General features: G+C 70.1%; 18 protein-coding genes. 12 read left to right on the top strand and 6 right to left on the bottom strand.

Going from position 1 to position 21,360, the window contains the following annotated elements; genetic code table 11:
• The first annotated feature begins 8 nt into the window (after positions 1-8).
• A complete protein-coding gene (gene ygiD / locus ABZT87_RS24370; RefSeq protein WP_354860313.1) occupies positions 9-890 on the top strand; it encodes a 4,5-DOPA dioxygenase extradiol in 882 nt (293 codons plus the stop codon).
• A 117-nt stretch (positions 891-1,007) separates the two neighbouring features.
• On the opposite strand, the gene ABZT87_RS24365 is transcribed toward ygiD, so the two are convergent.
• Positions 1,008-2,276, bottom strand: a complete 1,269-nt coding sequence (locus ABZT87_RS24365; RefSeq protein WP_355067955.1) for an Ig-like domain-containing protein — start codon at positions 2,274-2,276, stop codon at positions 1,008-1,010.
• Between the two features lie 520 nt (positions 2,277-2,796).
• On the opposite strand from ABZT87_RS24365, the gene ABZT87_RS24360 reads away from it, so the two are divergent.
• The 4 genes from ABZT87_RS24360 (at position 2,797) to ABZT87_RS24345 (ending at position 8,428) form a co-directional block, all read left to right on the top strand.
• Positions 2,797-4,050 carry a D-alanyl-D-alanine carboxypeptidase gene (locus ABZT87_RS24360; RefSeq protein WP_355138330.1) on the top strand — a complete coding sequence of 418 codons (1,254 nt, stop codon included), beginning with the start codon at positions 2,797-2,799 and terminating at the stop codon, positions 4,048-4,050.
• 378 nt (positions 4,051-4,428) lie between these two features.
• Complete coding sequence (locus tag ABZT87_RS24355) at positions 4,429-5,475, top strand: zinc-dependent alcohol dehydrogenase family protein (RefSeq protein WP_355138328.1); 1,047 nt, start codon at positions 4,429-4,431, stop codon at positions 5,473-5,475.
• A 93-nt stretch (positions 5,476-5,568) separates the two neighbouring features.
• Positions 5,569-5,817: a hypothetical protein gene (locus ABZT87_RS24350; protein WP_354860307.1), complete on the top strand. Its 249-nt coding sequence runs from the start codon at positions 5,569-5,571 to the stop codon at positions 5,815-5,817.
• Positions 5,818-6,118: 301 nt separating this feature from the next.
• Entirely contained in the window at positions 6,119-8,428 is a 2,310-nt protein-coding gene (locus ABZT87_RS24345; protein ID WP_355138326.1) for a lysylphosphatidylglycerol synthase domain-containing protein, read from the top strand.
• 143 nt (positions 8,429-8,571) lie between these two features.
• Here ABZT87_RS24345 and ABZT87_RS24340 read toward each other — a convergent pair whose 3' ends face one another.
• The 3 genes from ABZT87_RS24340 to ABZT87_RS24330 form a co-directional block, all read right to left on the bottom strand.
• Positions 8,572-9,315, bottom strand: coding sequence for an alpha/beta hydrolase (locus ABZT87_RS24340; protein ID WP_355138325.1), 744 nt, complete (start codon positions 9,313-9,315; stop codon positions 8,572-8,574).
• A gap of 97 nt (positions 9,316-9,412) precedes the next feature.
• Positions 9,413-9,982 carry a DJ-1/PfpI family protein gene (locus tag ABZT87_RS24335; RefSeq protein ID WP_222952845.1) on the bottom strand — a complete coding sequence of 190 codons (570 nt, stop codon included), beginning with the start codon at positions 9,980-9,982 and terminating at the stop codon, positions 9,413-9,415.
• A 100-nt stretch (positions 9,983-10,082) separates the two neighbouring features.
• Positions 10,083-10,826, bottom strand: a complete 744-nt coding sequence (locus ABZT87_RS24330) for a GntR family transcriptional regulator (protein ID WP_355138323.1) — start codon at positions 10,824-10,826, stop codon at positions 10,083-10,085.
• Positions 10,827-11,204: 378 nt separating this feature from the next.
• Here ABZT87_RS24330 and ABZT87_RS24325 point away from each other — a divergent pair, with 378 nt between their 5' ends.
• The 7 genes from ABZT87_RS24325 (at position 11,205) to ABZT87_RS24295 (ending at position 19,485) form a co-directional block, all read left to right on the top strand.
• On the top strand, positions 11,205-12,590 hold the full coding sequence (locus tag ABZT87_RS24325) for an extracellular solute-binding protein (RefSeq protein ID WP_355138321.1): 1,386 nt from the start codon (positions 11,205-11,207) through the stop codon (positions 12,588-12,590).
• 101 nt (positions 12,591-12,691) lie between these two features.
• On the top strand, positions 12,692-13,537 hold the full coding sequence (locus ABZT87_RS24320) for a sugar ABC transporter permease (protein ID WP_355138319.1): 846 nt from the start codon (positions 12,692-12,694) through the stop codon (positions 13,535-13,537).
• The gene (locus ABZT87_RS24315) at positions 13,537-14,448 is read left to right on the top strand and encodes a carbohydrate ABC transporter permease (protein WP_354860293.1); all 912 of its coding nucleotides are present in this window, start codon (positions 13,537-13,539) and stop codon (positions 14,446-14,448) included. The genes ABZT87_RS24320 and ABZT87_RS24315 overlap by 1 nt, the downstream gene beginning before the upstream one ends.
• Positions 14,448-15,515: an ATP-binding cassette domain-containing protein gene (locus ABZT87_RS24310; RefSeq protein WP_355138317.1), complete on the top strand. Its 1,068-nt coding sequence runs from the start codon at positions 14,448-14,450 to the stop codon at positions 15,513-15,515. Before ABZT87_RS24315 ends, ABZT87_RS24310 begins: the two co-directional genes overlap by 1 nt.
• Positions 15,515-16,591, top strand: coding sequence for an ABC transporter ATP-binding protein (locus ABZT87_RS24305; protein WP_355138315.1), 1,077 nt, complete (start codon positions 15,515-15,517; stop codon positions 16,589-16,591). Before ABZT87_RS24310 ends, ABZT87_RS24305 begins: the two co-directional genes overlap by 1 nt.
• Positions 16,592-16,737: 146 nt before the next feature.
• A complete protein-coding gene (locus tag ABZT87_RS24300; protein WP_355138313.1) occupies positions 16,738-18,198 on the top strand; it encodes an NAD-dependent succinate-semialdehyde dehydrogenase in 1,461 nt (486 codons plus the stop codon).
• A gap of 63 nt (positions 18,199-18,261) precedes the next feature.
• Complete coding sequence (locus ABZT87_RS24295) at positions 18,262-19,485, top strand: iron-containing alcohol dehydrogenase (protein ID WP_355138311.1); 1,224 nt, start codon at positions 18,262-18,264, stop codon at positions 19,483-19,485.
• A 281-nt stretch (positions 19,486-19,766) separates the two neighbouring features.
• On the opposite strand, the gene ABZT87_RS24290 is transcribed toward ABZT87_RS24295, so the two are convergent.
• Together ABZT87_RS24290 and ABZT87_RS24285 are read right to left on the bottom strand one after the other, a co-directional pair.
• On the bottom strand, positions 19,767-20,942 hold the full coding sequence (locus ABZT87_RS24290; protein ID WP_355138309.1) for a zinc-dependent alcohol dehydrogenase: 1,176 nt from the start codon (positions 20,940-20,942) through the stop codon (positions 19,767-19,769).
• Positions 20,939-21,286 carry a hypothetical protein gene (locus ABZT87_RS24285; RefSeq protein WP_354860279.1) on the bottom strand — a complete coding sequence of 116 codons (348 nt, stop codon included), beginning with the start codon at positions 21,284-21,286 and terminating at the stop codon, positions 20,939-20,941. The genes ABZT87_RS24290 and ABZT87_RS24285 overlap by 4 nt, the downstream gene beginning before the upstream one ends.
• Positions 21,287-21,360 lie beyond the last annotated feature (74 nt).

Below are 21,360 nucleotides of genomic sequence, written 5' to 3'. Positions count from 1 at the left end.
GGCCCGACGTGACCGCAGAGACCTCCGGCGGCTCAGGTGCACTGATGCCCGCCGCGTTCATCGGCCATGGCAACCCCATGAACGCTCTCGAGGTCAACCGATACACCACCTCGTGGAGGGCGTTCGGCGCCGCGGTGCCGCGGCCCCGTGTCATCCTGGTCATCAGCGCGCATTGGTACACCAACGCCACCGCCGTCACCGCGATGCCCCGGCCGCGGACCATCCACGACTTCTACGGCTTTCCGCAGGCGTTGTTCGAGGTGGAGTACCCCGCGCCGGGGCTGCCCGACCTGGTTACGGAGATCAGCGACACTGTTCACCCGACCTGGGTCGGCGCCGACCTCGACAGCTGGGGCATTGACCACGGCACCTGGTCGGTCTTGACGCACGCTTTCCCGGACGCCTCGGTCCCGGTCGTACAGCTCAGCATCAACGCCGACAAGCCCTTGGACTACCATTTCCAGCTCGGCGCCAAACTCGCTCCACTGAGACAACGCGGAGTGCTCATCATCGCCAGCGGCAACGTCGTGCACAACCTACGCGGCATGGACTGGAAGCTGACCGACGACGGCTACGACTGGGCCCAGCGCTTCGACGAGGACGCCAAGACCCGCATGTTGACCGATCCGGGCGAATTCGCGACGCTCGACACCCACCGCGACTTCCGCCACGCGGTGCCGACACCGGATCACTTCATTCCCGCGCTCTACCTCGCCGGTCTGGCCGCCACCGCCGACGCGCCGGACACCGACGTCCTCGTGGACGGCTACGCCTACGGATCGTTGTCGATGACGGCTTACACCCTCGGGCTGCCCTGCCCCGACGCAGCTGGCGAAGGCGGATCCCCACAGCCGCCCGACGACCTGCCGGCCGACGGCTCGAACATCTAGGGTTGCGCGCGACCTGACGGAAGGTGGCCCCGCAGAGCTGACAACGCCGCGACCTGCGGCCGGAGAGCGTCCGGAACCGCAGGCCGCGGCGCGATCGTGCGAAGGCGTACGACCGGATCAGCCGCCGCTGTTGGAGCGGGTGGGGGCGGGCGCCGACCCGCCGGCCACCGCTCCCGGGTGCGGAGTGGCCGTGACCGTGGGCCTCAGCCCGACCGGTACGGCCAGCGCACTGCCCTTGGCGAACTCGTCCCAGCCGACATTCCAGGCCGTCCAGCCGTTGCCCGGATCCAGCGCCACCTCGGTGCCCTTGACCGTCACCAGGTCGCCGACCTGTGTGATCCCCATCAGCCAGTCGGCGTTCTCGTTGGAGACGTTGGTGCAGCCGTGCGAGACGTTGGTGTTGCCCTGATCCCCCACCGACCACGGTGCGGCGTGGATGAACTCGCCGCCGTTGGTGAGCCGCTGGGCGTCCTCGACGTCGACGATGTAACCGCCATTCGGGTCGCCCATAGTGTTGAAGGTCGTGTAGTCGAACTTCTCCATGACCACCATGGTGCCGCTGGAGCTCGGTGTGCTCGGCTTGCCGAGACTGACCGGAATCTTGCGCAGCAGCTTGCCGTCCCGGTAGACCGCCATCTGCTTGGTGGCGTTGTCGATGTCCAGCGACACCTGCCGGCCGATCTTCGAGGTGCCCGACCGGTCCGCGTCGCCGATGGCGTCCTTACCGATCGGCAGCCCTTCCAGCGCGCTCCGCACGCTGATCTTCGTGCCCGGCTTCCAGAAGTCGGGCGCCCGGTACTCGACCTGCTTGCCGTCGTCCAGCCAGGACCAGGTCCCCGGCTGGGGTGGATCCGTCTTCACGAACAACCGCCGCTGCACGTCCGCCCGGGCCTCCTTCGGAATCGCCGGGTCGAACGTGACCACCACCGGCATGGCCGTCCCGTACGTCTGGTCTGCGGCGAAATTCAGGACGGTGGTCACGGCCTGTCTGTTGCCCGGTTTCGCCATTGTCCTGAACGTCGTTCTCTGCGTGGTCGTCCGGCCCTTGCCACCGGTCGCGGTCACCTCCGCCGTGTACGTCCGCGAATTCTGCAACGGCTTGGCCGGCACCCAGCTCGACCCGTCCTCCCGCGGCTCCGCCGGCACCTGCGCACCCTTGTCGTCGGTCAACCGCACCGAGGTGATCTTTCCGTCCTTGACGGTGGCCCCCACCTCCGCGCTGACCGGCACGTCCCCCGCGTGGTCGCCGGGTGTCACGGTCAGTTGCGGCGGTGCCGTATTCGCTTGTCGGGCTCCCGGCAGGCGGTCGGCGGTGCATCCCGCCAGGACCAACGGCGTGGCCGCGATGGTCACCGACAGCAGCCTCAATCGCTGCCTCAGCTCCATATTGTCCCCCCGTTCATGGCTTTCCCTCTGCCCACATTTTCACCACGGCGGAGAGATGTCGGCGGCGATTTCAGCGGAACCGTCGCGCAAGGCTCCGGAAACCTTTCCCCACGCATTCCCTTATGGCGTGAACCGGCCCGGTCATTTCCGTTCGTGACCGTTCCGACAAAATGAGTACGCCACTGCTCGCCCATCCCGTCCCGGCCGCGTTGCGCCGGCGCTTCCGCTTACGGCGACTCGGCCCGGGAGGCACCCGCAACTCCCGGCTGATCCGGATCGAGCGCGACTCGACCGTCGTGCGCCGGTTCGCCAGCAGCGCACGGATCGCCGCCGGGCCGGGCACGTCCGGCAGGCACTCCGCCGCCCCCCAAGCTGCCATGAAGCCGGACCGTCGGGCGAAAGCTTCGCGAAGAAGCAGAAGGAACGCGAGCCCGCTGCGGTGGCGGATTTCGAGCCGTCGCTGGACTACTTTCGGCAACCCGGCTGGGCTCGCCAGATCGGCGAATTACGGTGCATTGACGTGACCATCATTCGCGTTACCGCCGTAGCACTCAGCGCTTTCCTGGCCACGCCGGTTGTGGTGGCCGGGTCACCGACGCGCACGGCCGCCACGCCCGACATGCCCTGCCCGGCCGTGAAGCCGGCGGTGCCGCCGCCCGCCGGAGCGTCTCCACCACCGGTCGGTGCCGCCGATCGGGCGGTCGGCGGTGCCGCGCTGGCCACGACCGGCCTGGCCATTCCGGTGGGTGCGCCGACGGCGCCGGCGGTGACGGCCACCTCGTGGCTCGTGGCGGACCTCGACAGTGGCGCGGTGCTGGGCGGGTGCGGCCCGCACGAGCTCCGCACGCCGGCCAGCGTGCAGAAGATGCTGCTGGCCGCGGCCCTGATGCCCCGCCTGGACCCGGCCCAGATGGTCGAGGTGACCCGGGCTGATCTGCAGGATCTCGATCCGGCCAGCTCGCTGATGGGGGTGGTCGAGGGTGGCCGCTACTCGATCGAGAGCCTGTGGCTGGGGCTGCTCCTCAAGTCGGGCAACGACGCGGCCAACGTGCTGGCCCGCGTCGGCGGCGCCGCCGCCGGCCGGCCGGGCGGGGTGCAGGCGATGAACAACGAGGCGCACCGGCTGCGCGCGAATCAGACCCACGCGGCGACGCCCTCCGGTCTGGACGGTCCCGGCCAGTACACCAGCGCGTACGACCTGGCGCTGATCGCGCGGGCCACCTACGCCCGCGAGGACTTCCGGCGGTACATCGCGACCCGGGTGGCCCAGATAGCCGGCGACGCGGGCACCCCGGGCTTCGCCATCACCCATGACAACACCCTGCTGGACCACTACCCGGGAACGCTCGGCGGAAAGACCGGCTTCACCGACCTGGCTCGACAGACGTACGTCGGGGTGGCCGAGCGCAACGGGCGGCGGCTCGCGGTGACCCTGCTCGGCGCGGAGACCGCGCCGCTGGGCAGCCTGGGCGAGGCGGGAGCCCTGCTCGACTGGGGCTTCGCCCTCTCCCCCGGCGCGTCCGTCGGCCGCCTGGTCACCCCGGGCGAGAAGACGGACGACCATGCCGCGGCCGCCGGCGAGGGCGAGCACCACGGTCAGGCCGGGGACCGGTCGCTGCTGTCCTTCCCGGCGGTCCTCGGCCTCGGCGCCGCCGCGGCCCTGGCCGTCGTGCTCCTGGCGGCGCCCCGGTGGCGCAGGGCCATGCGGCAAGCAGCTGACCGGACCGCGCAGAGCGAGCGATCAGCGGCCGACCCGTCCCCGTCCGAACCGTAGGCGGACCACGCCGGCGCGCCGCCCGCGCAGGACCGGGATCCGGTGGACGTTCGCCGGCAGCCACCCCAGCGGACCCCGGCCCCGCGGCGACCGCAACTCCGACACCTCCGAGATGTTCGGGTGCAGCCCGCGAAGGCTCGGCCAGTCCGCCGAGTCGAGGCACCAGTGCATCTCGGGGGGCGGTAGCCGGATTCCCGGGCGCTGGCCCGGGGCACGGCACGCGCCATCCAGCCGGCGACCGTGTCGATGGCCATCACGCGCCGATCTCGATGATGTCGCCCCGGTGGTCGTCGGCCGTCACCCTGCCACCATCCCCGCGATTTCCCGCTCGGTCCCCCCCGTCGGGCGCGGTGGCCGGCGCATGTGAAGATGCGGCGCATGCGTGCCGTGATCTTCGACGAGTTCGGTGTCCGGCCCCAGGTCCGCGACGTCCCGGACCCGGTGCCGCCGCCCGGGGGCGCCGTCATCCGGGTCGAGGCGACCGGGTTGTGCCGCAGCGACTGGCACGGCTGGCAGGGGCACGACCCGGACGTCCGCCTGCCGCACGTGCCCGGCCACGAGTTCGCCGGCGTGGTCACGGCGGTCGGCGCCGGCGTACGCGGCTGGCACCCCGGCGACCGGGTCACCGTGCCGTTCATCTGCGCGTGCGGGCAGTGCCCGGCCTGCCTCTCCGGCGACCAGCAGGTGTGCGAGCGGCAGACGCAGCCCGGCTTCACCCACTGGGGCTCGTTCGCCGAGTACGTGGCCGTGCAGCACGCCGACGTCAACCTGGTCCGGCTCCCCGACGAGCTGGGCTACCCGGCCGCGGCGGCGCTCGGCTGCCGGTTCGCCACGGCGTTCCGCGCGGTGGTCGGCCAGGGGCGGGTCGCCGCGGGCGAGTGGGTGGCGGTGCACGGCTGCGGCGGCGTGGGGCTGTCCGCGGTGATGATCGCCGCGGCCTACGGCGCGCAGGTGGTGGCGGTCGACGTCGCCCCCGGCGCGCTCGAGCTGGCCCGCCGTTTCGGGGCCGCGGTGTGTCTGGACGGCTCTGCCCTCACCGGGCCCGGCGCGGTGGCCGCGGCCGTCCGGGAGGTGACCGGCGGCGGCGCCCACCTGTCGCTCGACGCCCTGGGCAGCCACGCCACCTGCACCGCCTCGATCGAGAGCCTGCGGCGGCGCGGGCGGCACGTGCAGGTCGGCCTCCTCCCCGCCGCCCAGGGCCGCCCGGCCCTGCCGATGGACCTGGTGATCGCGTACGAGCTGGAGCTGCGGGGCAGCCACGGCATGGCCGCGCACGCCTACCCGGAACTGCTCCGGCTGGTCACCGCCGGCGTGCTGCGCCCCGCCGAGCTGATCACCCGCACCATCGGGCTCGCCGAGGTGCCCGACGCCCTGACCGGAATGGACCGGCCCGCCCCCGGCGGGATGTGCATCGTCCAGCCTTGACCAGGACGACGCTCGGGTCGGACAGCGGACACGTCCCAGGTACGCGTAGGCCGCGGAGTAGCTCGCCGCCGCGGCACCGAAGACGGCCGGGAGATGTACCAGGAGGCGTTGCGGGACCGGCCCGACGATGGGATCCGGCTGCGGCTCGCCTTCGCGCTGCTGCGGGCCGGCGACGGCAGCGGCGCGCAACGAACCGCCCGAGAGGTCCTGGCCCGCGAGCCGGATTCCCGGTCCGCCGAGGCGGAGCAGACGCTGCGGCGTTTTCTGGCCGTCGCACCGGCTCATCCGGCCGCCGCAGAGATCAAGCGGCTGCTCGCCGCAGGTCAATCCACCGGGCGCTGACAGTGCCACCAGCCCGCCGATCAGGATCGCCGTCTCGCCGAGCACGACCAACCCGAGCAGGGTCGAGGACTCCAGGGCCGGCTGGACGATCACCAGCGTCAGGACGAGGAGCGGCGGCAGCCCGACCAGCACCGCCGACCGCCCTGTCCACCCGCTGATTGTCACCCCCAACGGGTTGACCGGTGACGAGAAAGGCCACGCGGTGGGCGGGCGATCCGTAGGGTTCGGGTCGACGGAGGCACTGCGCCGGATGAGGGGCGGCCGAGGACCGGTGGGAGCGCGAACGCATCGCCCGTCGCCGGTGTTGCTGGTCAGCCTGACCGTCTCGACCGGCCTGCTGGCAGCGCTGAGCGCCGCCATCCGCAGCCGTCCGGTGCCGCCGTGGGAGCGGGACCTGTTCGCCCTTCTCAATCACCTTCCCGCCGGGCTGGCCCCGGTCCTGGTACTGGTCATGCAGCTCGGCTCGTACCCGGCGGTGTTCGTCACCGCCGCGGCAGCCGTCGTCGCACGCCGGATCGGCACGGCGTGGAGTCTCCTGCTGGCCGGGAACCTGGCGTACTGGCTCGCGGTCGCCGTCAAGGCCGCGGTCGCCCGGCAGCGCCCGGCGGCGCTGCTCGCCGACGTGGTCCTGCGCGAGACGATCACCGGGCGCTTCGGGTACCCGTCGGGACACGTCGCGGTCGCCACGGCCCTGGCGCTCGTCGCGGCGCGGGCCGGCGGGCCCCGATGGCGCCGCGCGGCCTGGGCGGTGATCGGGCTGGTCGCCGTCGCGCGGATCCACGTCGGGGCGCACCTGCCGGTGGACGTGGTCGGTGGCTTCCTCGTCGGCTGGCTCGCGGTGTGTCTGACCCGGCTCGTGGTCGGCGAGGTTGGACCGCAACGGTCGGTGCCCCCTCTGCGGGCGGCGCTGCGGCGGCGCGGGATCGACGTGGCACGGTGGGCGCCGATCCACGGCGACGCCCGCGGCTCGCAGCCGTGGCAGGCGGTCACCACCGACGGGCGGCGACTGTTCGTCAAGGTGACCGGCGGTGAGCAGCGCGACGCGGACTGGTTCTACAAGCTCTACCGACGGGTGCGCTACCGCCACGTGGCCGACACGCCGCCGTACCTGAGCGCCCGCCAGCAGAGCGAACACGAAACGTGTCTGACCCTGCTGGCCGAGCGCGCCGGCGTCCGGATACCGGCCGTCGTCACGACCGCCGCCATGCCCGGCGGCGACGCCGTACTGGTGCAGGAGTTCATCGACGCCGCCCCGCTGCACGCCGTCGTCGGGCCGGTCCCGCTCGCCGCCGTGCGCGACGCCTGGGAACAGCTGGCCCACCTGCACCGGGCGGGCATCGCGCACCGCGACCTGCGCGCCGCGAACGTGCTCGTCGGCCGGGACCGCGCCTACCTGGTTGACCTGGGCTTCGGCACCGACGACGCCTCGGCCGAGCAGCAGGCCCGCGACGTCGTCGAGCTGATGGTCACTGTGTCCACGCGGGTCGACCCGGCCAGCGTGGTCGCCGGGGCGATCGACCGCCTGGGCGTCGCGGCGGTCGCGGACAGCGTGCCGTTCCTGCAACCTCCGGTGCTCTCGCGCGCCGGCCGTGCCGCCCTGCGCGGCCACCCCGGCATGCTGACCTGCCTACGCCAGGAGATCCTGCGGCGCTGCCCCGACCGTGACCGCCCGGCGGCGAAGGTGGTCCGGATCAGCCGCCGCGCGGTCCTGGAGCTGCTGGTCCTGGGGTTGATTGTGCACCTGCTGCTCCCCCAGCTCGGCGAGATACGCACCGCCATGCGTCTGATCGTGCACGCCAACCCGGTCGCGGTCGCAGCGACGCTGCTCGGCTCCGCCCTGACCTACCTGCTCAGCGGCCTCGTGCTCCGGTTGGCCGCGGCCAACCGGGTCCCGCTGGGCGAGGCCACCCTGGTGCAGGTCGCCGCGTCGTTCGCCAACCGGCTGGCACCCGGCAGCCTCGGCGGCGCCGCCCTCAGCCTGCGGTACCTGCACCAGAAGGGACTCGTCGCCGCCGCCGCGGGCACCGCCGTGGCCGTCTCCCGTACCGCCGGCGTGTTCTCGGTGGTGCTGCTCCTGCCGGTGCTGCTGCCGTTCGCCCGCCAACCCGCCCGCATCCTCACCCACGACGCGGCCAGGGCGTTGCCGCTGCTGCTGGGCGCCCTGGCCGTTCTGCTCGTCCTCGCCGCCGTGCTCGCCGTACCCCGGATCCGGCGCCGCGGACGCGCGGCGGCCGGCCAGGTCGTGACCGCGCTGCGCGAACTGCGCCACCAGCACGGGCTGCGGCGGCTCGCCGTCGCGTCGATGGCGCTCACCCTCACCTACGGCCTCTGTCTCTACCTCGCGCTGCTCGCCACCGGCCCGGTCCCCCTCGCGCACCTGCCCCCGGTGATCCTGGTCTGCCTCGTCGGTGAGGGTGTCTCGTCCGCCGCGCCCACCCCCGGCGGCCTCGGCGCCACCGAGGCCGCGCTCGTCTCCGGCCTGCTGCTCTACGGGCTGCCGCTGGACGCCGCGGTCGCAGGCACCCTGATCTACCGCCTCGCGACGTTCTGGCTCCCGGTACCGCCGGGCTACCTGGCCTTCCGGGTCCTGACCCGCCGCCGGCTGCTATGACCACCAGGCAACTGGCCGAATCCGCGCGCTGCCACGAACGCTGCATCACCCTGTTCCATGCGCAGGGCGAACAGTCATGGGGGCTCGGCGTTCCTCCGCGACTGCGATCTGTTTGAGCACGGGCTGCGGACCTGCCGCAGCAATCAGTGACCTCGGTCGCGGCGGAGGAAACACGACAGCAGTTGCCTGAACTCGTGCGGGTGCTCGATCGCCGGCACGTGCCCGCATCGGCCGAGCACGTGCAGACGGACATCGGCCAGGTGTTCGAGCAGAGGCTGGGCTGCCGTCGCGAGCGGGGTGACTCGGTCCTCGGCGCCGTGAACGAGCAGCACGGGCGCGCGGATCGCTGCCAGCGTCTGCGCCGAGAGGGTGAGATCGTCGACCCATCGTGCCCGAGGTGGAGGGAACAACGACGCGAATGCGGCCGCCCCCGCTCGCATCGCAGCCGCACGGGCATCGACGGCCGCATCCGTGACGAGCGCTTGGTCGAGGACGAGGCGACTCAGCATGTCTCGGGCCCCGAGCGGGCCGGCGGGGGCGGCCCAGACCGCGTCGAGCTCGGCGGACAGCGGCGCTCCGGGGGCGCCCATCGTCGAGACCGCCACGACACGGGTGACCTGCTGGGGGCGCGCGGCCGCCAACGCCAGCGCCACGGCACCGCCCATGGAGTGACCCACCACGGCGTAGTGCTCGATACCGAGAGCATCCATCAGGCCCGCAGCCTGCTCCGTCCACAGCCGGAGCCCACCCCTGGAGCCCGCCGGGACCGGTGTACGGCCGAACCCCGCCTGGTCGGGAGCCACCAGGTGCCAGGACGTGCCCAGCGCCTGCGCCGTCGTCGCCCAGGCGCCGGACCCGGTCGTGCCGGGTCCGGAGCCGTGCAGCATCAGTACCGCGGGCCCGGTGCCGCTCTCCAGGACGTGTACGGGGGAACCGTCGACTGTGACGGTCCGAAGTGGCGTCACCGGGGCAGACCAGGTGTGTTCACGCCGAGGCGGAGTTGACGGACTTCGAGAAGAGCTCCATCATCGCCCGGCCGAACTGCGGCATGTCGGGCCACCCCCGGCAGGAGACGAGGTTGCCGTCCACGACGTCGGGAGCGTCGATGACCGTCGCGCCCGCGTTCTCCATGTCACCGGTGATTGGCGGGAAGCACGCCGTCTTCCGACCTTTCAGGAGCCCGTACACCGCTGGCACCTGCGCGCCGTGGCACACCAGCGCGATGGGAAGGTTGCGTGCGAAGAAGTGCTCGGTGATGCGCCTGACGTCGGCGTCGACCCGGATCCACTCGGGGGCACGTCCCCCGGGGATGATGAGGGCGTCATAGCGCTCGACGTCGACCTCGGCCCAGGGCACGTCGACCGGCAGCTTCCGGCCGTTCTTCTCCACGTACGCGTCGGAGTTGGGGTCGAACTCGTGGATGACCAGTTGCACGTCACGCATCGTCCGTGACGAGACGTCGACGTCCCAGCCGCCCTCCTGCACGCGGTAGTAGGGATACATGGTGTCGAGTTCCTCGGCGGCGTCGCCGGTCAGGAGCAGCGCTCTGGGCACCTGCTTCTCCTCGCATCTGGTGGCGGTGGCGGTGGCGGTGGCGGTGAGGTGGATCCAATCCGATCCGATCGAGTCAGCATTCCTCGGCCCAGCCCGCCCGTCAACCCTCCAGCGCCATTCCGTCCTCGTCCTTGACCTCGTCGAACAATCGTCGGAAACGCTCGCCGGACCGCAGGATGTGCCGACGCATCGCGTAGGCGGCGGCGTCGGGGTCACGCGCGGCGATCGCGGCCACCACTTCCTCGTGCTCGGCCATCGCCAGGTGAGTGACCTGGGTGTCGTGGTGCAGCCGGAAGAGGTGCACGTGGCTGTGCAGGCGAGCGAGCGTTTCACGGATGACCTGGTTCTCCGCGCTCAGGGCGACGAGATCGTGAAAAGCGGCGTCGCGTAGCCCGAAGGCGCCATAGGCCAGCAGCCCGCTACCCCCCTCCAGCTCCGCCATCTCCTCCAGCATTCGTCGCAGACCGGCCACCTGCTCCGAGGACGCCCGCTCGGCGGATCTGCGCGCCGCCGCCGGCTCGAGGAGCAGGCGAACCTCGAGCATGTCCTCGAATCGGTGACGGGTGATCTGGGGCGGAATGCGGTAGCCGGCGTGGGGCACCCGCACGACCAGACCCTCGGCCTCCATGCGGTTCAGGGCGTCTCGGATCGGCGTCTGCGAGACCCCCAACTCTCGCGCCAGGACGTCGATCGTGACGCGGGAGCCGGGCTCGATCCGTAGCGACATCAGCTGTCCGAGCAGCGTGTCGTACACCTCGTCGGCAAGCCGGCCACGAGATCTTCCCGGCGGCATTCCACCCGGCATGGCCCTGCGGCCCCGCGCGATCATCGCTTCGTCGTCCATCGTGACCTGAGGTCCTTTCTTGCGCCTTCGGGAACCTGTTGACACCAGTCACAACGCTGCGGCATTCTGACGCCCCCAACCAGATCGTATAGGAAACGCGACGGATGATCTTCATCCGCCACCATCGCGGAACCGCCCGCCATGGCCACGTCGATCACCTGGAGGGCTGCTCGACGGCGTGAAGGCCCAGTACATCGCGGCGTACTCGTGACGCCGGTCCCCGGGTCGGCCCCCGCGACAGCCCGGCAACACACCTGAACAACCCAGCAACTGCTCGGCGAAGCACATAGCGAGGCTCTAGAAGTCCCCACCCAGAAAGCAGGCGAGAAGATGCGGAATCCACGGCGAATAGGACGAATATCCGTTCCTGGCCGAAAGGTGCAGCTGGCGGCGGCGGCCATGCTGCTGGTCGCCACGACAGTGACGGCATGCGGCGACGGCAAGGACGACGGCGGGAAGGCGAGTGCCCCCAAGGCACCGGCGACCATCCCGGAGCTCACCAAGGACCCGCTGACTCTCAGCTTCATCTGGTTCGACTGGCCGCCCGCCAAGGCGCTGGAAGCCTTCGCGAATGCCGAGTACACAAAAGAGCGGCCGAACGCGACCATCAAGGTCAACACCGTGCCGAACGCGAACTGGCACGACGCGATGTTCACCCAGTTCGCCGCGCACAAGACCGACTTCGACATCGCGATCCTGGACTCGCAACACATCGGCGAGGCCGTGACGAACGGCAACATCCTCGACATCACCGACTTCGTCAAGAACAACATCGACGTCAAGGCCTACAACCCGTACCTGCTGGCGGCCTACGGCCAGTTCCCCCAGGCGGAGACGGGCAAGCGCGACGAGAACGCCAGCCTGTACGGACTGCCGCTGCTCGGCGACACCTGGACGATGATCTACCGCAAGGACCTGATCGGCGACAAGCCGCCGCAGACCTGGGACCAGATGATCGCAGCTGCCGAGAAGTGCCAGGCGGACAACCCTGGCGTCAGCGGGCTGGCTTTCCACCAGGCCAACGGCTCCGACGCCGCAGCCGTCACCTACAACACGGTCAACGGGGTCTACGGCGGCAACCTCTGGGACGCCAAGACGCGCAAGATCGAGGGCGTCCTCAACGACGCCGCGGGCCAGGAGGCGATGGACGTCCTGGTCAACAAGATGAAGCCGCTGACCGCCAAGGGCTCCGGCAACTGGTTCATCGACGAGGTGAACGCGGCGGTCGCCCAGGGCAAGGCGTGTATCGCGTTCAACTGGATCGCCGCGAGCGGCGGCCTGCTCGATCCGAAGCAGTCGACGCTCGGCAAGACGCGGGAGCAGATTCTCGACAAGCTGGGCTTCGCCACCCTGCCGAGCCAGAAGACGAACCTGGTCCCCCTCGGCGGTATGGGGATGCACGTGTCGGCCTACTCCGCCAAGGCGAACCAGGCCGAAGCCCTGAACTTCATGAAGTGGTTCGAGCGGCCTGACATTCAGAAGAAGTGGGCCGCGGCCGGTGGCGTGCCGTCGCGTACGGATGCCCTGGAGTCGCCCGAGTTCCTCAATGCCGGGCCGTTCAACCAGGTGTACACCGACTCGGTTCCGCGGATGCGGGACATGTGGAACGTGCCCGAGTACGCGCGCCTCGTCGACATCGAGAACACCAACGTGAACGCCGCTCTCAACGGCGCGAAGAAGCCGAAGGATGCGCTCGACGACATCGCCAAGGAGCAGCAGGGCGTGCTCGACTCCAGCGGCCGCAAGGGCGGCGGCGGACTGTGAGTGCCCCCGTCCCCCTGTCGACCGACAACCCCGGGCAGGTGGCGTCCGCGGCGCCACCTGCACCGGGTCGGTCCCGCCGGCTGACCGACCGCGGGCTCGCCATGGCCTTCATCTCCCCCGCGCTGCTGCTGTTGCTCGCAATGTCGGTGTTCCCGTTGCTGTGGGCGTTGTACCTGTCGTTCACCGATTACTCGGCCACCCGCGGGGGGCCCGCCGGGTTCGTCGGATTCGGGAACTACACCGCCATCCTGACGTCGGCGCAGGTCCACCAGAGGGCCTTGACGACGTTGATCTACGTGGTCGGCGCGGTCGGCCTGCAGACCGTGCTCGGCTTCGGCATCGCCTACCTGATCTCGCGTCGTACGCACGGGCGAGGACTGCTGACCACCCTGTTCCTGGTTCCGATGATGCTGTCGCCGGTCGTGGTCGGGCTGTTCTGGCGATTCATGCTCGACGCGCAATTCGGCGTGATCAACAGCATGCTCGGCTCGCTCGGCCTGGGGCAGGTGGAGTGGCTCACCCGGCAGCGAACGGCATTGATCTCGCTGGTCGTGGTCGACACCTGGCAGTGGACGCCGTTCATCATGCTCATCGCCCTTGCGGGCCTGACCGCGGTTCCCAAGTACCTGTACGAGGCCGCCTCGATCGACCGGGCGTCCGAGTGGTTCCGGTTCCGCACCATCACTCTTCCGCTGGTGTGGCCGCTGCTCCTCATTGCCGTGATGTTCCGGGCCATCGAGGCCTTCCGGCTGTTCGACCTCGTCTACATCCTCACCAACGGAGGCCCGGGTGTCTCGACCGAGACGTTGTCGTTCCACGTCTACAAGGTCGCGTTCCTGGGCTTCAACACCGGGACCGCCTCGGCGTACGGGATCCTCATGGTCCTCGTCGTCATCGTCCTCACGCAGTTGTACCTGCGCTACCTGAACAAGCTCAAGGAGGGCTGATGGCCGTCTCCGTCGACGAGGCCGTGTCCACAGGTCCTGCCCGGGATCGCACGCCCCCCGCGCGCCGCCTTGGTGGCCGGGGCCGCTCCGGGGTGGAGTTGGCGCTGCTGGTGGTGCTGGCCGTCGTGATGCTCTTTCCGGTGCTGTGGATGATCGAGACGTCCATCAAGGAGAACCGGGACGTCTACGCCATCCCGGCCAAGTTCTTCGGCTTCACGGTCACGTTGGACCATTTCAAGGACGTGTTCGTCGCTCCCGGCGGCGGTCGCTCGGCCCTGTCCGTCGCGTTTCTCAACTCCGCCGTGGTCGCCGGGGTGTCCACGGTGCTGGCCACCGTGCTGGGGGTTCCGGCGGCCTGGGCGTACTCACGCTTCGCGGTGAAGGCCAAGAAGGACCAACTGTTCTTCATCCTGTCCACCCGCTTCATGCCGCCCGTGGTGGTCGTAATCCCGATCTTCCTCATGTACCGCCAGGTCGGGCTCATCGACAGCAAGCTCGGGCTGATCCTCATCTACGCCGCGTTCAACGTCCCGTTCACGATCTGGATGATGAAGGGATTCGTCGACGAGGTGCCCGCGGAGTACGAGGATGCCGCCATGCTCGACGGCTACACCCGTCTGCAGGCGTTCTGGAAATTCACCCTTCCCCTGCTCGTGCCCGGCATCGCCGCGACGGCGGTCTTCGCACTCATCTTCTCGTGGAACGAGTTCGTGTTCGCCATCTTCCTCACCTCCAGCGACGACGTGCGGACGGCTCCGCCCGCCATCGCCGGCCTCATCGGTGGCACCACCACGGACTGGGGTCTCGTGGCCGCGGCCTCCGTGGTGTTCGCCCTACCGGTGCTCGTCTTCGCCTACCTGGTGCGCAAGCACCTCATCGCCGGTGTGACGCTCGGGGCGGTGCGACGCTGATGGCCGACATCGAGGTGACCGCCCTGCACAAGCGCTACCCGGACGGGACGGTCGCGGTTGATCACGTGGACCTGTCCATCCGCGACGGTGAGCTGTTCGTGATGCTCGGCCCTTCGGGTTGCGGCAAGACGACCACGCTGCGGGCCATAGCCGGCCTGGAGAGGCAGACGACGGGCGACATCCGCATCGGCGACACGCTTGTCAACGACCTGCCGCCCGCCGAGCGCGACATCGCCATGGTGTTCCAGTTCTACGCTCTCTACCCGCATCTGAAAACCCGCGACAACCTGGCGTTCCCACTGCGGGCCGAGGGACTGCCCAAGCCGGAGGTGCACAAGCGGGTCGAGGAGGCCGCCCGGCTGATGCGGCTCGGTCCACTCCTGGACCGGCGACCGCGCCAGCTGTCCGGCGGAGAGCAGCAGCGCGTTGCGCTCGCTCGTGCCCTGGTACGACGACCGCGCGCGTTCCTCATGGACGAACCTCTCACCAATCTGGACGCCGAGCTGAGGGCGGACATGCGCACGGAGATCAAGCACCTGCAGGGCGAGCTGGGGGCGACGATGGTCTACGTCACCCACGACCAGGTCGAGGCGATGTCGCTCGGTCACCGAATCGCCATCCTCAACAAGGGCCGCGTCGAGCAGATCGGCACGCCGCTGGAGGTCTACGACCGTCCCGCGAGTCTCTTCTGCGCGGCATTCATCGGCTCTCCCCCGATGAACCTGATTGAGGTGGAGGTGGCCGACGGAAAGCTGCGCGGTCAGGGCGGACTGGTTCTCACGCCACCGCCAGGCCTGCCGCGTGACCGTCGCCTGGTGGCGGGCGTCCGGCCGGAGGCGCTGGAAGTCACCGAACCAGGGGCGGAAGGCTCGATCCCGGCCCGGGTGGTCTCGGCGGAGTGGCTGGGCGACGAAATCATCTACGTGGTCGACCACAGCGGCCAGCGCGACGTACGGGTTCGGATGCCACCGACTATTCGTTTCGCCGCTGACGCAAAGGTCGGGCTGCGGCACACCGGCGGGACCCCGGCGGTCTACGACGTGAGCACGGAAGAGCTGGTGGCCTGATGGGAACCGTGGCAGCGCACGGGCTGCGCAAGTCCTTCGGCAAGGTCCAGGCCCTGGACGGGGTGACGCTGGACGTGCCGGACGGCTCGTTCTTCGTCGTGCTCGGGCCCTCCGGGGCAGGCAAGACGACGACCCTGCGAGCGATCGCCGGGCTGGAGAAGCTTGACGCCGGGTCGGTGCACCTGGACGGGAGGGATGCGACAGGTGACACCCCGGCCGCACGCGACCTGGCCATGGTCTTCCAGAACTACGCCCTCTACCCGCGACACACGGTGTACGAGAACATCGCCTCGCCGCTGCGGGCACGCCGTAGTTCCGCGAGCGAGATCGCCGCGGCCGTCGAGCAGATGTCGAGCCTGCTGCACATCGAACGTCTGCTGCAACGTCGACCCGCGCAGTTGTCGGGCGGTGAGATGCAGCGGGTCGCCCTGGCCCGGGCGCTGGTGCGTCGCCCCCGCGCGTTCCTGATGGACGAGCCGCTGACGAACCTCGACCTCAAGCTCCGCGTCGAGATGCGCACCGAGCTCACCCGCATCCACCGGAGCCTCGGAGCAACCTTCGTCTACGTGACCAACGACCAGGTCGAGGCCCTGTCCATGGCCGACCAGGTAGCGGTCCTCAAGGAGGGGAAGGTGCAACAGGTCGGAACGCCGACCGAGGTGTACGAGCGTCCCGCCAACCAGTGGGTCGCAGGATTCGTGGGGAGCCCACCGATCAGCCTGCTCGCCTGCCGCGCCGAGGGAGATCGTCTGGTCGGTGCGGACGGCTGGACGCTGCCGCGGCCCCGCTGGACCACGGCTGAGGACGGCCGGGCGCTGCTGCTGGGCCTGCGCGCGGAGGACCTGTCCGTCGAACAGCGTGGGCACGCGTCGTTGTCCGGCGAGCTCTACGGGCTTGAGCCGCTCGGTGACCGCACGGTGGTCGACGTCCGAGTGGGGACGGAGATCCTCAAGGTCAAGGCACGACCCACCGTCACCGGTACGCCCGGCGAGCGGCTGCACGTCACGGTCGACCTGGACCGTGCGCACCTGTTCGACGCGGACACCGGGCTGTCGCTGTCCGAGGCTGGGCGGTAACCGCGCCGGCAGACGGGGCCACGGCCACCTTCGACCCGCTCGGCAACCTCGCCCCCGACGAGGGCGGGTGACCCGTCCGTCCACGCGCACAGCGCGCTCGCTGGGGCACGCCGGACATCACCACGAGGATCACAGGAGGCGACGCAATGAGTGACCCGATGAACGTCCTGGCCCCCGAGCACCGGCGGCTCCGGATCGGCGGCGCCTGGCGCGACGCCGCGAGCGGAGCCACCTTTGCCGTCGAGGACCCGGCCACCGGCAAGGCCATCGCCGAGGTGGCGGACGCGGACGTCGTTGACGGGCTCGCCGCTCTGGACGCGGCGAGCACGGCAATGACGGAGTGGGCGGCGACCCCGCCGCGGAAACGGTCGGAGTTGTTGACCGCGACGTACCGGGCGCTGATCGAGCGATCCGAGGAGGTCGCCCGGCTGATAACGCTCGAGATGGGCAAGCCGCTCGTCGAGGCTCGGGCGGAGGTGGCCTACGGCGCCGAGTTCTTCCGTTGGTTCGCCGAGGAGGCGGTGCGCGTCGAGGGGCGCTACAGCACCGCTCCCGCAGGCGGGTATCGCATCCTCACCGTGCCGAAGCCCGTTGGACCGTGCGTCTTCGTGACGCCCTGGAACTTTCCGCTGGCCATGGGCGCCCGCAAGATCGCTCCCGCGCTGGCCGCAGGCTGCACGACGATCACCAAGCCAGCAGCCCAGACGCCACTCACCATGCTGTTCCTGGCCCGCATCATGGAGGAGGTCGGCGTACCCCCGGGCGTTGTCAACGTGCTGACCACCAAGCGTTCCGGCGAGGTCATCTCCGCACTGCTGGCCGACAGTCGGACCCGCAAGCTGTCGTTCACCGGGTCGACCGAGGTCGGGCGCGTGCTGCTCCGACAGGCTGCGGACAACGTGCTGCGTACGTCCATGGAACTGGGCGGCAACGCGGCCCTGATCGTGTGTGCCGACGCTGACCTGGACGTCGCGCTCGACGGTGCCATGGTCGCCAAGATGCGCAACATCGGGGAGTCCTGCATCGCGGCCAACCGGATCTACGTCGAGGAGCCGGTGCGCGAGGAGTTCACGGCGCGCTTCGCCGAGCGGATGGGCGCGCTTTCGGTGGGCCATGGTCTCGACGACGGCGTGAACGTCGGGGCGTTGATCGACGAGGCCTCGGTCACCAGGATCGACGAGCTCGTCGCCGACGCGGTCGATCGCGGCGCCCGGATCGTGGTGGGCGGCGAGCGTCCGGATCGGCCGGGCCACTTCTACCCGCCCACGGTCCTCGTCGACGTGCCCGACGACGCGCGGATGCTGAAGACGGAGATCTTCGGCCCGGTGGCGCCGATCATCTCGTTCACGTCCGACGACGAGGTGCTGGCGAAGGCCAACGACACCGAGCACGGGCTGGTCGGATACGTCTTCACCCGTGACCTCCAGCGGGCGCTCCGGTTCGCCGAGGGGCTGGACACGGGAATGGTCGGCATCAACCGTGGCCTGATCTCGGACCCGTCAGCTCCGTTCGGAGGCGTGAAGCAGTCCGGGATCGGCAAGGAGGGGTCGCACGAGGGCATCCTCGAGTACCTCGACCTCACCTACGCGGCGATCGACCTACCGTGACCGGCCTGCCGCCCCGAGCTTCCGCCCCGCACATCGCCGCCGACGTTCGAGAGAGGCACTGACATGCTTGAGACCGTCCGCGGACCACGCCAGCTGATAGTGGGCGAAGGGGTCGCGCAGAACATCCCACGAGTGGTGGCCGAGAGTGGCTCGCGAGTGCTCATCGTGACCGACCAGGTTCTTCTCGGACAGCCGGGCGTGGCCGAGATCGTGGCCGCCGTACGGGAGAGGGTCGAGGTCGTCGGGGTGTTCTCCGACGCGACGTCAGACGTGCCACTCGCCGATGTCGCCCTGGCCGTCTCGGTCGCCGCCGAGGTGGACGCCGACGTGATCCTCGCCATCGGGGGTGGCACGGTGATCGACCTCGCCAAGATCGTCGGCGTCATCCGCCGCCACGGCGGGACGCCGCGCGACTTCTACGGCGAGTCGAAGGTGCCGGGGCCGACGATTCCTCTCGTGGCGGTCCCGACGACGTCAGGCACCGGCTCCGAGCTCACACCCGTGTCGGTGTTGACCGACCCGGACCGCGAGCTGAAGGTGGGGGTCTCCAGCGTCCACATCGTGCCCGACTTCGCCATCGTCGACCCCGAACTCACCTACACCTGCCCCGCGACAGTCACCGCCCACTCCGGCATCGACGCGTTCTGCCACGCGGTGGAGAGCTACACCGCGCGAGGGCGGGCCCACGGACCGCGCGACCCGGTGGAGCAGGTCTTCCTCGGCCGCAACCCGATCACCGACCACTACGCCCTCCTGGCCGCGGAGCGGATCGCCCGTAGCTTGCGTCGTGCGGTCAGGGACGGAGGCGACACGGACGCGCGCGCGGACATGTCCTATGGGTCCATGCTCGCCGGGCTGGCGTTCTCGCACGCGGGCAACGCGGCCCCGCACGCTCTCCAGTACCCCATCGGCGCAGCCACGCACACGCCGCACGGCCTGGGCGTCGGGCTGCTCCTGCCCTACGCGCTGGACGCGGCCAGGGAGGCCATCAGCGACCGGTTGGCCATCCTCGCCCGGGTGTGCGGGCTCGACGTGACCGACGCCTCGGATACCGAGGCCGCAGAGGTGTTCCTCACCTGGCTCGACGGGCTCCTTGCCGACATCGGCATCCCTGCCACCTTGGCGGACATCGGCGTGGCACGCGCCGACCTCCCGCGCTTCGCGGAGATGGCCAGTGGCGTCACCCGCCTGATCCAGAACCATCCAGGCCCGACCGACACCGCCAGCCTGACCGCGATCCTCGAAGCGGCCTGGACCGGGGACCGGATCCGACACGTCACGTCCTGATTCCGAACAGAGGCAGTGGCGGGCCTTTCACACGACGACGAGTGGTCGGGGGCGCTCCCCTCGACGGCCTGGCTCCACCACCACGTCAGCAGCACGGGAACTGCCGCGACGGCGCGTAACGACCCCGATTCTCGCCGTCGGCGCCCGAGCCCGGCTACCGGTGCGGAGCACCGATGACCCAGAGCGAAGTCCCGCGGCGAGAGCTGAACGGACAAGCTGGCTGAGGGCAATCCAGTAAGTGAGGTCGCGCTACGGTGCGAGGGGCACCGGCGACGGCGGAATCAGCTGGTCGGCTGGAAGACGGCCCGTACGCATCCGTCGAGTTTCTGTTTGAACATCTCGTAGCCGCGCGGCGCTTGGTCCAACGGCATCGTGTGTGTCGCGAGATGCTCCGTGACCAGCTCGCCGCGGGCCATCCGCTCCAGCAGCATGGGAATGTAGCGCTGTCCGTGCTGCTGTGCGCCGCGCAGCGTCAGCCCCTTGTTCATCACCGCCCCGAGCGGAAACTTGTCGACCAGGCCGCCGAACACACCCAGGATGAACACGCTGCCGCCCTTGCGGCAGTTGTAGATCGCCTCCCGGGCGGCGATCGGTCGGTCGGACTCGATGCGCAGCTGCTGCTTGACCTGGTCGTACCAGAACTGCGGACCGCTGCTGTGCGACTCCATACCCACTGCCTCGATGCACACGTCCGGGCCTCGGCCGCCACTGCGCTCCAGCAATTCGCCGCTGACGTCCTGCTGCTCGTAGTTCAGCGTCTCGACGCCGAGATGTGTCTGGGCCATCTGGAGCCGGTTGTCGAGTCGGTCGATCACGATCACCCGATCGGCACCGAGCAGCACGGACGCCCGAGCCGCCATCTGCCCGACCGCACCAGCACCCCAGACCGCCACGACATCGCCCGGTTTGACGCCGGCGAGGTCGGCGCCCATCCAACCGGTCGGCGCGGAGTCGGAAGCGAAGAGCGCGCGCTCGTCGCTCACCTCGTCCGGGACGGTGAAGGCGCCCTGGTCGGCGTAGGGGACGCGGATGAACTCGGCGTGGCTGCCGGCGAAGCCCCCGAGTGCGTGCGAGTAGCCGTAACAGCCTCCGGGCGCGGAGCCCCAGACGTTCTCGGTGATCATCGGGTTGGTGTTTCCGTTGTCGCACAGCGAGAACTGTTGTTGCTGGCAGTACCAGCACTTGCCGCAGGAGATGAACGAGCAGACGACGACCCGGTCGCCTACCTTGTGCTTGCGTACCTGCGAACCGACCTCGACGACCTCGCCGAGGAACTCGTGCCCGAGGACATCGCCGCGTTCCATGAACGGGATGTACCCGCCGAGCAGGTGCAGGTCCGAACCACACGTCACAGTCCGCCGGACCCGCACAATGACGTCCTGCTCGTTACGCATCTGCGGGTCCGGCACCTGCCGCACCGCGAGCTCGTTGGCTCCCTCCCAGACCAGCGCCTTCACTGTCGTCCCTCCCGCCGACCCTGCTGGGTGGCCATTCGCAGTGGCTTGTTCATCGGCGTCGGCTCGGTCGTGGGCGGATAGTCCGGATGCAGGACCTCACTGGTTTCGATCAGTTGCTTCGACTCGCGCAGCGCAGCCCGGATCGCCTGTTCAGGATCCCGGCCGGTGACCCGTCGGGCCGCGGCGGCAACAGGGAGTCGGGCGCCGTCGCGCAGCCGTACGGCGATCTCGGTCCCCCGGCCGCCGGGGGCAGGCCGGACCTGGACCTCGACGGCGTCGCCAAGCCCGGCCAGCGGCTCGGGGAACTGGCCGCCCGGGGCGACGTCACCCGCCGGTCGGTTCACCGTCGCCACGTGCCACCGCGCCCCGCGCCGCCGGGCCTGAACCCGTTGCCACTGGTCATTGCCCCGGCCAGCCC

Source organism: Micromonospora sp. NPDC005237 (genome assembly GCF_040607775.1).
In the GTDB taxonomy this organism is placed as follows: domain Bacteria; phylum Actinomycetota; class Actinomycetes; order Mycobacteriales; family Micromonosporaceae; genus Micromonospora.
The sequence above is the reverse complement of the archived record's forward strand: the minus strand, read 5'-3'. Positions and strand labels throughout refer to the sequence as shown.

Coding starts and splice junctions, on each gene's coding strand:
- ABZT87_RS24365 (WP_355067955.1), bottom strand. CDS start 2,276: ATGGAGCTGAGGCAGCGATTGAGGCTGCTGTCGGTGACCATCGCGGCC.
- ABZT87_RS24355 (WP_355138328.1), top strand. CDS start 4,429: ATGCGTGCCGTGATCTTCGACGAGTTCGGTGTCCGGCCCCAGGTCCGC.
- ABZT87_RS24350 (WP_354860307.1), top strand. CDS start 5,569: ATGTACCAGGAGGCGTTGCGGGACCGGCCCGACGATGGGATCCGGCTG.
- ABZT87_RS24340 (WP_355138325.1), bottom strand. CDS start 9,315: ATGCTGCACGGCTCCGGACCCGGCACGACCGGGTCCGGCGCCTGGGCG.
- ABZT87_RS24330 (WP_355138323.1), bottom strand. CDS start 10,826: ATGGACGACGAAGCGATGATCGCGCGGGGCCGCAGGGCCATGCCGGGT.
- ABZT87_RS24320 (WP_355138319.1), top strand. CDS start 12,692: ATGGCCTTCATCTCCCCCGCGCTGCTGCTGTTGCTCGCAATGTCGGTG.
- ABZT87_RS24315 (WP_354860293.1), top strand. CDS start 13,537: ATGGCCGTCTCCGTCGACGAGGCCGTGTCCACAGGTCCTGCCCGGGAT.
- ABZT87_RS24310 (WP_355138317.1), top strand. CDS start 14,448: ATGGCCGACATCGAGGTGACCGCCCTGCACAAGCGCTACCCGGACGGG.
- ABZT87_RS24305 (WP_355138315.1), top strand. CDS start 15,515: ATGGGAACCGTGGCAGCGCACGGGCTGCGCAAGTCCTTCGGCAAGGTC.
- ABZT87_RS24300 (WP_355138313.1), top strand. CDS start 16,738: ATGAGTGACCCGATGAACGTCCTGGCCCCCGAGCACCGGCGGCTCCGG.
- ABZT87_RS24295 (WP_355138311.1), top strand. CDS start 18,262: ATGCTTGAGACCGTCCGCGGACCACGCCAGCTGATAGTGGGCGAAGGG.